This window comes from Streptomyces exfoliatus (genome assembly GCF_000725545.1).
Lineage (GTDB): Bacteria > Actinomycetota > Actinomycetes > Streptomycetales > Streptomycetaceae > Streptomyces > Streptomyces exfoliatus.
On the sequence record NZ_JNZP01000003.1, the window covers coordinates 144,154 to 158,073 of the forward strand.

Here is a 13,920-nt window from a genome sequence, read left to right on the forward strand (position 1 = left end):
GTGGGGGTGTCGGGGTGTCGGGCGCGCCCCGGGGCCGGGAGTGAGGGCCGCCGGCCCCAGGGTGCCGGGGAGGGCTACAGCGTGCCGTGGAAGGTGCGGTTCAGGACGTCGAGCTGCTGGTCGCGGGTGAGCCGGACGAAGTTGACCGCGTATCCGGAGACCCGGATGGTCAGCTGCGGGTGGTTCTCGGGGTGCTCCATGGCGTCCATGAGGACGTCGCGGTCGAGGACGTTGACGTTCATGTGGAAGCCGTCGCTCGCCGTGTAGCCGTCGAGGACGCCCGCGAGGTTCCTGATCCGCTCGTCGGGGGTGCGGCCCAGGCCGTCGGGGGTGACGGTGTTGGTCAGTGAGATGCCGTCCTCGGCGTCCTCGTACGGGAGCTTGGCGACCGAGAGGGCCGAGGCCACGTAGCCGTGGGTGTCGCGGCCGTTCATCGGGTTGGCGCCCGGCGAGAAGGGTTCGCCGGCGCGGCGGCCGTCGGGGGTGTTGCCGGTCTTCCTGCCGTAGACGACGTTGGAGGTGATGGTCAGGACGGACTGGGTGTGCTCGGCGTTCCGGTAGGTCGGGTGCCTGCGCACCTTCCTCATGAACTCCTCGACCAGCCGGACCGCGATCTCGTCGACGCGCTCGTCGTTGTTGCCGAACGCCGGGTAGTCGCCCTCGATCACGTAGTCGGTGGCGAGACCGGTCTCGTCGCGGACCGGGGTGACCCTGGCGTACTTCACGGCGGCGAGGGAGTCGGCGGCGACCGAGAGACCCGCGATGCCGCAGGCCATGGTGCGGCGCACGTCGCGGTCGTGGAGGGCCATCTCGACGCGCTCGTAGGCGTACCGGTCGTGCATGTAGTGGATGACGTTCAGGGCGTGGACGTAGACGCTCGCGAGCCACTCCATCTGCTCGTCGAACCTCGCCATGACCTCGTCGTAGTCGAGGACCTCGGAGGTCAGGGCCCCGGTGGACGGGCCGACCTGGGCGCCGGACTTCTCGTCCCGGCCGCCGTTGATCGCGTAGAGGAGGGTCTTGGCGAGGTTCACGCGGGCGCCGAAGAACTGCATCTGCTTGCCGACGGGCATCGCGGAGACGCAGCAGGCGATGGCGGTGTCGTCGCCGAAGCGGGGACGCATCAGCTCGTCCGACTCGTACTGCACGGAGGAGGTGTCGATGGAGACCTTCGCACAGAACTCCTTGAAGCCCTGGGGCAGGCGAGGGGACCAGAAGACGGTCATGTTCGGCTCGGGGGCCGGGCCGAGGTTGTAGAGGGTCTGGAGGTAGCGGAAGGAGGTCTTCGTGACGAGCGGGCGGCCGTCCTCGCCCATGCCGGCGATGGACTCGGTGACCCAGGTGGGGTCGCCGGAGAACAGCTCGTCGTACTCGGGGGTGCGCAGGAAGCGGACGATGCGGAGTTTGACGATGAAGTCGTCGACGAGTTCCTGGGCCTGCTCCTCGGTGAGGAGACCGGCCTCGATGTCGCGCTGGAGGTAGACGTCGACGAAGGTGGAGGTGCGGCCGAGGGACATCGCGGCGCCGTTCTGCTCCTTCACGGCGGCGAGGTAGGCGAAGTACAGCCACTGGATCGCCTCGCGGCCTGTGGTGGCGGGGCCGGAGACGTCGTGGCCGTAGGAGGCGGCCATCGCCTTGAGTTCGCCGAGGGCGCGGATCTGCTCGGAGAGTTCCTCGCGCAGCCGGATGGTCTCTTCGAGGCCGAGGCCTCCGGCGGGGAGGGTGTCGAGCTCCGCCTTCTCCTCCCTCTTGACCGCGACGAGGCGGTCGACGCCGTAGAGGGCGACGCGGCGGTAGTCGCCGATGATGCGGCCGCGGCCGTAGGCGTCGGGGAGTCCGGTGACGATGCCGGCCTTGCGGGCGGCGCGGATCTCGGGGGTGTACGCGTCGAAGACGCCGGCGTTGTGGGTCTTGCGGTACTCGGTGAAGACCTTCTCCAGCTCCTCGGAGACGGGGTAACCGTAGGTCTCCAGGGCGCCGGCGACCATGCGCCAGCCGCCGTAGGGCATGATCGCGCGCTTGAGCGGGGCGTCGGTCTGGAGGCCGACGATCAGGTCCTTGTCGCGGTCGATGTAACCGGGGGCGTGCGCGGTGATGGTGGAGGGGATGTCGTACGCGACGTCGTGGACGCCCTTGGCGCGCTCCTCCGGGAACCTGTCCGTGATGGCCTTCCACACGGCGGTGGTCCGCTCGGTGGGGCCCGCGAGGAAGGAGTCGTCGCCCTCGTACGGGGTGTAGTTCCGCTGGATGAAGTCGCGGACGTCGATGGCGTCGCGCCAGAGTCCGCCCTTGAAGCCCTTCCAGGCCCGCTCGGTCGCCGTTGCCTCAGCAGGGTTCGCCGTCACTGACCGCACCGCCTCTTTCGATCGGTTTGTCGCTTACCTCCATTGCACTGCTTCTGATCGATCGTTTCGGGCGGCAATGGTCACCTTTCGGGGGCCGTACGTCCCTTCCCGCGTACGCGAAAAGGCCCCGCCGGGGCGGGGCCTTCGCCGGGAGCCGGTCAGCTGGGAGCCGGTCTCCGGGAGCCGGTCAGCTGGGCGCCTCGGCGTTCCTGCGGGCGTAGAACCACCAGGTCACGACCATGCAGCTGACGTAGAAGGCGACGAAGCCCCACATCGCGCTGGTCACGGCCACCGAGCCGAACAGGGCGGGGATGAAGAAGAAGCCGTAGGCGGCGATGGCCGAGGTGAAGCCGGTGACGGCGCCCGATTCCATCTCGGCCTGCCGGAGGGCCTTCGTGTGCGCGGGGGTGCCTTCCGTGAGGCCCTTGAGGTGGGTGCCGCGGAAGATGACCGGGATCTGACGGAAGGTGGATCCGTTGCCGATGCCGGAGAAGAAGAACGCGGCGAGGAAGCAGAGGAAGAAGCCGTGGAAGGAGCCGCCGTCACCGCCCGAGGGCAGGAAGGCGATGACGCCGACGATCGAGACGGCCATGCCCGCGAAGGACAGGAGGGTGACCCGGGCGCCGCCCCACTTGTCGGCGATCCAGCCGCCGCCCCAGCGGGCCAGGGCGCCGACGGCGGGGCCCATCCAGGCGTAGGTGGCCACCGAGTGGTCCGGGAACGTGGTCTTGATCAGCATCGGCAGGGCGGCGGCGAAGCCGATGAAGGAGCCGAAGGTGCCGACGTACAGCCAGGTCATCAGCCAGTTGTGCTTCCGCTTGAAGATGATCTTCTGCCGGCTGAAGGGCGTCGCGGCCACCTTGAGGTCGTTCTGCCCGAACCAGGCCACGGCGGCGAGGATCAGCAGGATCGGGACCCAGAGGAAGGCGGCGTTCTGGAGGTACACGGGCGTGCCGTCGGCCTTGTGCTGGGCGGAGCCGATCGCGAGGGTCGACCAGGTGATGACGATCGGGGTCAGGAGCTGGACGACGGAGACGCCGAGGTTCCCGAGACCGCCGTTGACGCCCGTCGCGCTGCCCTTCTTCGCCTTGGGGAAGAAGAAGCCGATGTTGGCGAGGGAGGAGGCGAAGTTCGCGCCGCCGATGCCGCAGAGCGCGGCGATGGCGACCATCACGCCGTACGGGGTCGTCGGGTCCTGGATGGCGATGCCGAGCCAGATCAGCGGCACGATCAGGACGACCGTCGACAGGGCGGTGAAGCGGCGCTGGCCGATCATCGGGCCGAGGAAGGTGTAGAGGATCCGGGCCGTGCCGCCGGTCAGACCGGGGATGGCCGTCAGCCAGAACAGCTGGGAGGTCGAGAAGCCGAAGCCGACGTCCCGCAGGTTGGTCGCCGTGACCGACCACACCTGCCAGACGACGAAGGCCACGAGCAGCGCCGGGACCGCGATCCACAGATTGCGGGTGGCGACCTTCCTGCCGATGGACTGCCAGAACAGCTCGTTCTCCGGCTCCCAGTCGGTGATCGGCTTCCCGGGCCGATACTGCTCCGTGTCGTACGAGGCGGTCGGCCCGCCCGTCCTTCTGCTGTCCTGGGACTGGACTACGGAACTCATGGCGCTTCCCTGACTTCTCGGAACTCTCGTGACTTTCCTGGTGTTTCTCGCACTTTCAGGCTGCGCTTCGGCATCAGGGGTACGTGAGTGCCGATGGTCGTCAGGGGGACGGCCCTAGGTCCTGTCAGCAGCGGGCCGCGTGGCACGTGGGCGGGAGGGTCGGCCACTCTGGTCTGCTTGGTGCATGACACAACCGTTCCAGCCGCTCACCGCACGCTCCCGCGAGGAGTCCCACCGGGCCGCCACACCACTCGAGCTCTTCTTCGACCTGTGTTTCGTGGTCGCGGTCGCCCAGGCGGGCGCGCAACTCGTGCACGCCGTCGCCGAGAACCACACCGGCGAGGGGATCATCAACTACGCGATGATCTTTTTCGCCATCTGGTGGGCCTGGATGAACTTCTCATGGTTCGCCTCCGCCTACGACAATGACGACGTTCTCTACCGGGTCGTCACGTTCGTCCAGATCGCCGGTGTACTGATCCTCGCCGCGGGCGTCTCCCGGGCCTTCGAGGAGCACGACTTCCTCGTCGTCTACGTCGGCTACGTCGTCATGCGGCTCGCGCTGGCCACCCAGTGGCTGCGCGCCGCCCACCACGCCACCGACCCCGCCGAGCGGACGATGTGCCGGCGGTACGCGGGCGGGGTCGTGGCCGTGCAGATCGGCTGGCTCGCGCTGGTCCTCGCCCCGGAGGGGGCCCGCCCCTGGGTCTTCCTCGTCATGGCGCTGGCCGAGATGGCCGTACCCCTGTACGCGGAGAAGAAGAAGCCCAGCACCTGGCACCCGCACCACATCGCCGAGCGGTACGGCCTGTTCACCATCATCGTGCTCGGCGAGGCAGTCGCCGCCGCGACCGTCGCCGTGAAGTCCGGCGTCTCCGAGCACGACGCCCTCGGCGAGCTGCTGCCGATCGCCGCGGGCGGTCTGCTGCTCGTCTTCGCCGCCTGGTGGATCTACTTCGTCGTCCCCGCGCACGACCGGCTGACCTCCAGCCGCCAGGGCTTCCTGTGGGGCTACGGCCACTACGTGATCTTCGCGTCGGCCGCGGCCGTGGGCGCGGGCCTGGAGATCGCCGTGGAACAGGCCGTGGGCAAGGCGCACCTCTCCACGCTCGCCGCCTCGGCGTCGGTGACGATCCCGGCGGCGATCTTCCTGATCTCCGTATGGCTGCTCCACGCGCGCTACTTCAAGGTGGGCCTGGCGCAGCAACTCGTCCTGCCGGTCTCGGCGCTCCTGATCCTGCTGTGCTCGTTCGCGGGCCACTGGGCGGTCCTGTGCGCCGGCCTGGTCGCGGCGGCCACGGTCGCGGTCGGGGTGACCCTCACGTCCCGGAACCCGTCGACGCGGGCGGGAGCGGGGGCGGCCGGGACCGCCGGGACCGGCTGAAATCCCGGCCCGCGCAGGAGCCCCCGGCCCTGTCGCCGTGGTAGGCAAGGGGGCATGACACAGCCCGAGGGGACGGACGGACGGGACTCGATCACCGATGTCGGGGGGCTGCGCGTGGGGCACGCGCGCGTGGCCGGGGGCGGGGCGCTCAGCGGGACCACGGTGGTGCTGGGGCCCGAGGGCGGGGTCGTCGCCGCCGTGGACGTACGGGGCGGGGGGCCCGGCACGCGGGAGACGGACGCGCTCGACCCGAGGAACGTGGTCCAGCGGATCGACGCGGTCGTGCTCACCGGCGGCAGCGCGTACGGCCTGGACGCCGCCGCCGGGGTGATGGCCTGGCTGGAGGAGCGGCACCGGGGCGTGCGCGTGGGGCCCGACCCGTCCCATGTGGTGCCGGTGGTGCCCGCCGCGTGCGTCTTCGACCTGGGCAGGGGCGGCGACTTCTCGGCCCGGCCGGACGCGGCGACGGGCCGGGCCGCGGTGGAGGCGGCCGACGCGAGCGGCGACCACGCGCGCGTGGAGACCGGTGCGGTCGGCGCCGGCACGGGGGCCGTGGTCGGCGGACTGCGGGGCGGGGTGGGCACGGCGAGCACGGTGCTCGACTCGGGCGTCACGGTCGGTGCGCTGGTGGTGGTGAACGCGGTGGGCTCGGCCGTCGACCCCGCCACGGGGGCGCTGTACGGGAGTTACTTCGCCGACGGCGGCCCGCCCTCCTTCCCCGCGCCCGCGGTGCGCGAGGCGGCGGCTCGGCGGCTCGCGGAGGCACGCGCCTCGGCCGCCCCTCCCCCGCTGAACACCACGCTCGCCGTCGTCGCGACGGACGCGGCCTTGACCCGCGCCCAGGCGCAGAAGGTCGCGGGCACGGCGCACGACGGCATCGCGCGGGCCCTGCGCCCGGTGCACCTGATGAACGACGGGGACACCGTCTTCGCCCTCGCCACCGGGGTGCGGGAGCTGCCGGAGGGGCCAGGTCCGCTCGCCCTGAACGAGATCCTGGCGGCGGGCGCCGACCTGGTGACCCGGGCGATCGTGCGGGCGGTGCTCGCGGCGCCCGGCGGCCTTCGCGGGCCGGGCGGCGACTTTCCCTCGTACCGCGAGCTGTACGGATCGGAGCCGGCCACGTAGTGCCCTTGGGTCCAAGGGAGTTGGGCGGAGGACGGCCCGGCGCGGCGGGAACTTCGCCCGGGCGCCCTTCGTTTTCCGGAACCCCGGACACGATGTCAGACCCAGGGACTACGTTAAGCAAGCACCAAGTGACATGCGGCGACGGCCTGGAGACCCTCTTGAACGATCCGCAGGATCCTCACGATCCGTACGAGACGACCGAGACGCACGTTGAGCGGCTCCTCGGACGGGCGCTCAACTCCTTCGACCTGCCCGACTCCACCGTCGAGCGCCTCGGCACGGCGCTCGCCCACTCCAGCGCGCTGTACTCCTCGCACCACAGCGCGTCGCTGCACCGCTCCACCTACCGCCACACGTATCTGCTCGGCGACGGCAGCGCGCTCTCCCTCTGGGAGCTCACGCACAACGCCGGCCGGGGCGGCGCCGAGCAGCACGAGGTGTACGCCGAGGAGTCGGAGGCCCGGCTCGCCGCCTCCCGTCTTCCGATCGGACCGCTGCCGGGCTGGAGCGCGGAGCGCTCCGACGGCCGCGCCCTCGACGAGGACGAGGACGACGACATGGCCCTGCTGGGCGCCCTCCTCGCCCGCCCGATACCCGCCCAGCCCCGGATGTACGTACCGGACAACTCCGCCGACCACGCGCGCCGCGTCCTGCGGCGCGCGGAGAACGCGGACCGGCCGGGCGAGCGGACGGCCCGCCGGCTCAGACTGGCCTTCGCGCACCACATCACGCAGGCCTTCGGACGTCACTGCCCGGTGGAGGGGGGCCGGGACGCCGGCTTCACGCTCTACGAGCACCAGTTCCTGCTGCTCGACGGAAGCGAGGTCAGCCTCTGGGAGGTCGAGCACACCTCGACGCCGGACGGCCGTCACATGTGCGAGGTGTACGAGTCCGAGAGCGCTGCCCGCGAGGCGATGGAGTCCCGCTCCCGGGTCCGCTGACGCCCCGCACGCGCCCGGGTGCTCGTCCGTTTGCCGCGCCGGTCCCAGGTCAGACCGGCGCGGGGACGGCGGCCTCGGCGAGCCGGTCGGCCGCGAAGGCCCGGTTGGCGCGGGTCTGTTCGCGGTGGGCCGCGGGCAGATCGGGCAGGGCGAGCAGCCGGTCGCAGGCGGCGAGGGAGGCCGCGTGGTCACCGACCCAGTACGCGGTGATCGAGTACTCGAAGAGCAGCCCCCACCGGTACACCCACGGCTGGGTGAAGAGCAGGTCGTCGGGCGGCTCCCGGTCCAGGGCCGCGCAGACGACGGCGTGCGCGGCCTGGTGGCGGTTCATCTTCCGCAGCCGGGCCGCGAGCTCGTAACAGGCCTCAAGCCGTCCCGGGCGTGACTCCCAGGCGCGCGAGAGGGCGTCCATCGCGGCGGGCCAGTCGCCGGACTCGGCGCGCAGGACGCCGGACTGGAGCAGCGAGTAGTAGACCTCCTCGCCCCAGCCGCCCATGGTCGCGCGCCGTTCGTACAGGGCGACGGCCTCGTCGGTCCGGCCCATGTCGCGCAGGGTCTGGGCGAGATAGAAGACCGTACGGGGGTTGCCGGGGTCCCGGTCCAGCTCGGCGCCCAGGAGCCGGGCGTCGCGCTCGAACTTGTCGTGGCGTGAGCCTCCGTCGGCGTAGTCCTCGATGACGAGGGCGTCCAGGTTCTCCTGGACGTGGTCCCGATCGGCCGTCAGGTACTCATGGGTGACCCCTTCGTACCGCCACGGCAGATCCCCCCTGACCAGGCGTTTGATCCGGTACTCCAAGGCGCCCTCGTGGCGGATCATGTACGCGTCGGCGGTGAGCGGGGGCAGTGGGCCCTCCTGCCGGAGGACGAGGTCGGCGTCGAGCAGCAGCAGGTGACGGGCGCGGCCACGGGCGTGCGCGATGTTCAGGCTCCGGTTGTGGCCGAAGTTCACCCACGGCTCCTCGCGCAGCTCGCCGGGGATGCCGGCGAGGGCGGTCCTGATCAGGTCCTGGGTCCCGTCGGTGGACCCGGTGTCCGAGATGACCCAGGTGTCCACGAGACCGCGGACGGAGGCCAGGCAGCGCTCGATGACGGCGGCCTCGTTCTTGACGATCATGCACAGGCAGATGGACGGCTGCACGGCAACACCACTTCCGGTGGGGCGGGAGGAGCTGGCGGGTGCGCGACGCTACGTATGCCGGGCCGGGGCGCGGAGTCGGCGCGCCGACAGGCGGTCCGGAGTTCGCCTTCGCGTACGCGTCCATTGGGACAGTCGCGATACGCCATGGCGTTATCCATGCCGCCCGGCCGTCAAGCCTTCGCACATGCGATCCGATGTTCCGATTACGGGAGTGGAGATCCGCTCCCTCTCGATCGCACTCGCACCGGTCGCAGAGCCGGTGGAGGAAGGAGCATTGCATGCGTCCTGATGCCAGGACCAGGTCCCCGCTCGGCCCGCTGCCCCGCCGTCGCGCTTGGGTCGGAGGCGGTGCCATCGCCTCGGTCGCGCTCGTGCTCACCGGCTTCGCCTCGCCCGCGATGGCGGCCACGCGGGCGGCGTCTCCCGCGATGGGAGCCCCCGGTGTGGCGGTCGCAGGACCGTCGACCGGCGACCCCTGCGAGGCGCGGCCTCCGCACCACCCGGACGGCCCGCCGCAGCACCACCAGGACGGCCCGCCCCCGCACCACCCGGACGGCCCGCCCCCGCGGGGCGGCGGCCTCGGGGAGTTCCTGGACCAGCACGTCCAGCCCCTGGTGGAGGGCCACGGGGCCCGCGCCGCGCACGCGGCGGCACCGGCCGGAGGCGACGAGTGCAAGCCGGGACCGACAGGCCCGACGGGTCCGACCGGACCCACCGGCCCGACCGGACCTACCGGCGGCACGGGGGCCACGGGTGCGACCGGCGCCACTGGCCCCACCGGCCCCACGGGTCCGACGGGTCCCGGCGGCGGTGGCACGGGCCCGACGGGTGCCACGGGTGCGACCGGCCCCACGGGTCCCACCGGTCCCACGGGCCCGACGGGTCCCGGCGGCGGTGGCACGGGTGCGACGGGTGCGACCGGTCCCACGGGCCCCACCGGTCCCACGGGTCCCACGGGTGCGACCGGCGCGACGGGTGCCACGGGTGCGACCGGCGCGACGGGCGCCACCGGCCCGGTCGGCCCCTGCAATGACGTCGACGCCTATGAGCCCAATGCGAGCAACGAGGTCAAGGGCGTGGTCTCCAACGGGATCACGTATGCCGGGATCAGGCAGAACAGGCCCACCGCAACCCCCTTCGTCTGGTACGACCTCACCGACGGGGACCCGAACAACAGCTATCCGGCGGACGCCTGCTCCGTATCGGTCTCCTCGCAGGCCAACGGCGTCTCGATCCAGGTGCTGACCACCGGCGGCGAGGTGTACGAGACCGTGTGCACCGTGCAGAACGCCCCGGACGCGCTCGTGTGCAATGAAGTGTGGACGCTGCTCGCCAGCCCCTCGCCGGGCGACCTGAGGCGGTTGAAGGACAAGACCGGGAAGAGCGGCGACATGCCCCGCATCCCGGCGGCCGTGAAGAACAGCTGACGGACCGTATCGGTCCGGAACACGCCTGAGGGGCGGTGCGCTCGCGGTGCGCACCGCCCCTCTTGCCGGGCCCCTCCTGTCCAGGGGCCGGGGGTCAGGCCGCCACGGTCACCTTCGTACCGGCCTGGGTCTCGCGGTTCGCGGGCTCGCCCTCCGGGGTGGACTTCCGCGCCCCCTTGAGGAGGATCACGAGACCGGCGCTCACCGCCGTGCCCGCCGCGATCGCGAGCAGGTAGAGGAACGGGTTCCCGATCAGCGGGAGCACGAACACGCCGCCGTGCGGGGCGCGCAGGGTGCACTCGAAGGCCATCGAGAGGGCGCCGGTGACCGCGCCGCCCGCCATCGCCGCCGGGATGACCCGCAGCGGGTCGGCCGCGGCGAAGGGGATCGCGCCCTCGGTGATGAACGAGGCGCCGAGGACCCAGGCCGCCTTGCCGTTCTCGCGTTCCGTCCTGGTGAAGAGCCTGCCCCGGACGGTCGTCGCGAGGGCCATCGCGAGCGGCGGGACCATGCCGGCGGCCATCACGGCGGCCATGACCTTGAGGGAGCCCTCGTTGGGGGTGGCGAGGCCGCCGACGGCGAAGGCGTACGCGACCTTGTTGAGCGGGCCTCCGAGGTCGAAGCACATCATCAGGCCGAGGATCACGCCCAGGATGATCGCGTTGGCGCCGGAGAGGCCGGACAGCCAGTCGGTCAGCGCCTTCTGGAGGCTCGCGATCGGCTTGCCGATCACGAGGAACATCATGAAGCCGACGACGACCGACGACAGCAGCGGGATCACGACCACGGGCATGATGCCCCGCAGTGCCGCGGGCACTCTCGCCTTCTGGACGGCGAGGACGGTGCCGCCCGCGATCAGACCGGCGGCGAGGCCGCCCAGGAAGCCGGCGTTGACGGTGAGGGCGATCGAGCCGCCCACGAAGCCGGGGACGAGACCCGGCCGGTCGGCCATCCCGTACGAGATGTAGCCGGCGAGGACCGGGACGAGGAAGGCGAAGGCCAGCCCGCCGATCTGGAACATCAGAGCGGCCCAGGAGTCGGCCTGGCCCCAGGCGAAGTGCTCGGCGACGGACGGCGCCTTGTCGATGTCGTAGCCGCCGACGGCGAAGCCGAGGGCGATGAGGAGACCGCCGGCGGCGACGAACGGGACCATGTAACTGACGCCGGACATGAGCCACTTGCGGAGCCTGGTGCCGTAGCCCTCGTCCGGCGTGCCCGCGTTCTCGACGGGGGTCCCGGCCGTGGCGGGGGCGGAGGCCTCGCCACGCTCTGCCTTGCCGCGGACCTCGGCGATCAGCTCGGCGGGGCGGCTGATGCCCGCCTTGACGCCGACGTCGACGGTCGGCTTTCCGGCGAACCGTTCCTTCTCGCGTACGGGCACGTCGTGGGCGAAGATCACGCCGTCGGCGGCGACGACGACGGCCGGGTCGAGCCGGGTGAAGCCGGCGGATCCCTGCGTCTCCACGACGAGTTCGACGCCGACCGCCTGCGCGGCCTTCTCCAGGGACTCGGCGGCCATGTAGGTGTGGGCGATGCCGGTGGGGCAGGAGGTGACGGCGACGATCCGGAACGGCTCCACGGGCTCCACGAGCTCCACGGGCTCCGGCTCCTCCGGAGCCGAAACGGGCTCCTCCTCCCCCGCGATCAGCGCCGCCGCGCCCGCCGGCGAGGTCGCCGAGCGCAGGGCGCCGGTGAACTCCTCGTCCATCAGGTGGCGGGCCAGGGAGGAGAGGATCGTCAGGTGGACGTCGTCCGCGCCCGCCGGGGCGGCGATCAGGAAGATCAGGTCCGCGGGGCCGTCCGGGGCGCCGAAGTCGACGCCGGCGGCCGAGCGGCCGAAGGCGAGGGTCGGCTCGGTGACATGGGCGCTGCGGCAGTGCGGGATGCCGATGCCGCCGTCGAGGCCTGTCGGCATCTGCGCCTCGCGGGCCGCGACGTCCGCGAGGAAGCCGTCCAGGTCGGTCACCCGGCCGAGGGTGACCATCCGCTCGGCGAGCGAACGGGCCGCCGCTTCCTTGGTGTCGGCGGACAGGTCGAGGTCGACCAGGTCCGCGGTGATCATCCTGCTCATCGCGGGCTCCCTTGCTCGCTGAGGGTGAGGTCCAGGGGGACGTCGGAGGTCACCGTGACGGCCGACGGGTTCAGGTCGCCCGGCGTGGGCATCTCGCTGCCGGGCAGCTGGACGGCGGCGGCGCCGTGGGCGACGGCCGCGGCCAGGGCCTCGGGGCCCTCGCCGCCCGCCGCGAGGAAACCGGCGAGGGAGGCGTCGCCCGCGCCGACGTTGGAGCGGATCACGGCGACGGGCGCGTGGCCGTACCAGGTGCCGGTCGCCGAGACGAGGAGCTGGCCGTCGGCGCCGAGGCTGGCGAGGACGGCGCCCGCGCCGAGTCCGCGCAGTTCCTCCGCGGCCTTGACCGCGTCGCCGACGGTGAGGAGCGGGCGGCCGACGGCCTCCGCCAGTTCGTCGGCGTTGGGCTTGACGACGTCCGGGCGGGCGGCGAGGGCCGCGAGCAGGGACGGCCCGGAGGTGTCGAGGGCGATCCTGGCCCCGGCGCCGTGGGCGCGGGTGACGAGCCGGGCGTACCACTCGGGTGCGAGGCCGCGCGGGAGGCTGCCGCAGCAGGCGATCCAGTCGGCGGTGGTGGAGTACGCGCCGACGGCGGCGAGGATCGTCTCCGACTCCTCCTCCGTCAGCTCCGGGCCGGGCGCGTTGACCTTCGTCAGGGTCCCGTCCGGTTCGGCGAGCGCGATGTTGGAGCGGGTGTGTCCGGCGACCGGGACCGGGGCGACCTCGATGCCCTGGCCGGCGAGCAGCTGGGCGACGAGCGCGCCCGGGGCTCCGCCGAGGGGCACGACGGCGACGGTGCGGTGTCCGGCGGCGGCGACGGCCCGGGAGACGTTGACGCCCTTGCCGCCGGGGTCGACGCGTTCGGCGCCCGCGCGCAGCACCTCGCCGCGGTCCAGGGCCGGGACCTCGTACGTCCGGTCCAGGGAGGGGTTGGGGGTGACCGTGAGGATCATGCGCGGACGACTTCCGTTCCCGCCGCCTCGATGGCGGCGGCGTCCTCGGGGCTGAGGCCGCTGTCGGTGATGAGCAGGTCGACGTGGGTCAGGTCGCCGAAGCGGGCGAAGTGCTCCTGGCCGTGCTTGGCGGAGTCGGCGAGGAGGACGACCCGGCGGGCGGCGGCGATCACGGCCCGCTTGACGGCCGCCTCTGCGAGGTCGGGGGTGGTGAGTCCGTGCTCGGGCGAGAAGCCGTTGGCGCCGAGGAAGGCGACGTCGGCGCGGATCTCCCCGTACGCCCGCAGGGCCCAGGCGTCGACGGCGGCGCGGGTGCGGTGCCGTACGCGTCCGCCGACGAGGTGGAGGTCGATGCCGGGGTGGTCGGCGAGCCGGGCGGCGGCGGGGAGGGCGTGGGTGACGACGGTCAGCGCGCGGTCGAGGGGGAACTCGGCGGCGAGACGGGCGACGGTCGAGCCGGCGTCGAGGACGACGCTGCCCTCCTCGGGCAGTTCGGCGAGGGCGGCGCGGGCGATGCGGTCCTTCTCGTCGGCGGCGGTGGACTCGCGTTCGGCGAGGTCGGGCTCGAAGTCGAGCGAGCCGGCGGGGATGGCGCCGCCGTGCACCCGGCGGACGAGCCCGGCCCGGTCGAGGGCCTTGAGGTCGCGCCGTACGGTCTCGGCGGTGACCTGGAACTCCTCGGCGAGGGAGAGGACGTCGACGCGTCCGCCCTCGCGGGCGAGCCGCAGAATCTGTTGCTGACGCTCGGGTGCGTACATGGTTTACGTCCGTTCGATGCCCGAACCTGTGGTTTCAGCGTCAGACTACGCCCGGGTTTCCGCAAAGTAAACGGATCCGGGCATCCATGCGGACACGAACGGACATCGGTCTTGGGTGGGTACGCCGAAGGGCCTCGACCCCGGGACGATTCCCGGGACCGAGGCC

General features: G+C 72.2%; 10 protein-coding genes. 4 read left to right on the plus strand and 6 right to left on the minus strand.

Annotated features, from left to right (window positions below):
- Positions 1 to 74: 74 nt before the first annotated feature.
- Complete coding sequence (gene pflB / locus IO20_RS0105610; protein ID WP_030546624.1) at positions 75 to 2,345, minus strand: formate C-acetyltransferase; 2,271 nt, start codon at positions 2,343 to 2,345, stop codon at positions 75 to 77.
- Between the two features lie 187 nt (positions 2,346 to 2,532).
- Positions 2,533 to 3,960 carry an MFS transporter gene (locus tag IO20_RS0105615; RefSeq protein ID WP_030546626.1) on the minus strand — a complete coding sequence of 476 codons (1,428 nt, stop codon included), beginning with the start codon at positions 3,958 to 3,960 and terminating at the stop codon, positions 2,533 to 2,535.
- 184 nt (positions 3,961 to 4,144) lie between these two features.
- On the opposite strand from IO20_RS0105615, the gene IO20_RS0105620 reads away from it, so the two are divergent.
- The 3 genes from IO20_RS0105620 to IO20_RS0105630 all read left to right on the plus strand — a co-directional run bounded on the left by IO20_RS0105620 (position 4,145) and on the right by IO20_RS0105630 (position 7,410).
- Positions 4,145 to 5,344, plus strand: coding sequence for a low temperature requirement protein A (locus IO20_RS0105620; protein WP_037634715.1), 1,200 nt, complete (start codon positions 4,145 to 4,147; stop codon positions 5,342 to 5,344).
- A 54-nt stretch (positions 5,345 to 5,398) separates the two neighbouring features.
- Positions 5,399 to 6,469 carry a P1 family peptidase gene (locus IO20_RS0105625; RefSeq protein ID WP_030546630.1) on the plus strand — a complete coding sequence of 357 codons (1,071 nt, stop codon included), beginning with the start codon at positions 5,399 to 5,401 and terminating at the stop codon, positions 6,467 to 6,469.
- Between the two features lie 92 nt (positions 6,470 to 6,561).
- Complete coding sequence (locus IO20_RS0105630; RefSeq protein ID WP_245684873.1) at positions 6,562 to 7,410, plus strand: DUF6227 family protein; 849 nt, start codon at positions 6,562 to 6,564, stop codon at positions 7,408 to 7,410.
- 49 nt (positions 7,411 to 7,459) lie between these two features.
- Here the strand turns inward: IO20_RS0105630 and IO20_RS0105635 are convergent, their stop codons facing one another.
- A complete protein-coding gene (locus tag IO20_RS0105635; RefSeq protein WP_030546633.1) occupies positions 7,460 to 8,548 on the minus strand; it encodes a glycosyltransferase in 1,089 nt (362 codons plus the stop codon).
- A 278-nt stretch (positions 8,549 to 8,826) separates the two neighbouring features.
- Here IO20_RS0105635 and IO20_RS40925 point away from each other — a divergent pair, with 278 nt between their 5' ends.
- Complete coding sequence (locus tag IO20_RS40925) at positions 8,827 to 9,975, plus strand: hypothetical protein (protein WP_063834654.1); 1,149 nt, start codon at positions 8,827 to 8,829, stop codon at positions 9,973 to 9,975.
- Between the two features lie 94 nt (positions 9,976 to 10,069).
- Here the strand turns inward: IO20_RS40925 and IO20_RS0105645 are convergent, their stop codons facing one another.
- The 3 genes from IO20_RS0105645 to IO20_RS0105655 are packed head-to-tail and all read right to left on the minus strand — an operon-like array spanning position 10,070 to position 13,754.
- Entirely contained in the window at positions 10,070 to 12,046 is a 1,977-nt protein-coding gene (locus tag IO20_RS0105645; protein WP_030546637.1) for a PTS fructose transporter subunit IIABC, read from the minus strand.
- On the minus strand, positions 12,043 to 12,996 hold the full coding sequence (gene pfkB / locus IO20_RS0105650; RefSeq protein WP_030546640.1) for a 1-phosphofructokinase: 954 nt from the start codon (positions 12,994 to 12,996) through the stop codon (positions 12,043 to 12,045). The genes IO20_RS0105645 and pfkB overlap by 4 nt, the downstream gene beginning before the upstream one ends.
- Positions 12,993 to 13,754 (minus strand): DeoR/GlpR family DNA-binding transcription regulator, encoded by a 762-nt coding sequence (locus IO20_RS0105655; RefSeq protein ID WP_030211917.1) that lies wholly within the window; start codon positions 13,752 to 13,754, stop codon positions 12,993 to 12,995. Before IO20_RS0105655 ends, pfkB begins: the two co-directional genes overlap by 4 nt.
- Positions 13,755 to 13,920: the final 166 nt, after the last annotated feature.

Excerpts from the sequence above, each read along its gene's own strand:
- IO20_RS0105615 (WP_030546626.1), bottom strand. The coding sequence starts at position 3,960 with ATGAGTTCCGTAGTCCAGTCCCAGGACAGCAGAAGGACGGGCGGGCCG.
- IO20_RS0105620 (WP_037634715.1), top strand. The coding sequence starts at position 4,145 with ATGACACAACCGTTCCAGCCGCTCACCGCACGCTCCCGCGAGGAGTCC.
- IO20_RS0105625 (WP_030546630.1), top strand. The coding sequence starts at position 5,399 with ATGACACAGCCCGAGGGGACGGACGGACGGGACTCGATCACCGATGTC.
- IO20_RS0105630 (WP_245684873.1), top strand. The coding sequence starts at position 6,562 with ATGTCAGACCCAGGGACTACGTTAAGCAAGCACCAAGTGACATGCGGC.
- IO20_RS40925 (WP_063834654.1), top strand. The coding sequence starts at position 8,827 with ATGCGTCCTGATGCCAGGACCAGGTCCCCGCTCGGCCCGCTGCCCCGC.
- IO20_RS0105645 (WP_030546637.1), bottom strand. The coding sequence starts at position 12,046 with ATGAGCAGGATGATCACCGCGGACCTGGTCGACCTCGACCTGTCCGCC.
- pfkB (WP_030546640.1), bottom strand. The coding sequence starts at position 12,996 with ATGATCCTCACGGTCACCCCCAACCCCTCCCTGGACCGGACGTACGAG.
- IO20_RS0105655 (WP_030211917.1), bottom strand. The coding sequence starts at position 13,754 with ATGTACGCACCCGAGCGTCAGCAACAGATTCTGCGGCTCGCCCGCGAG.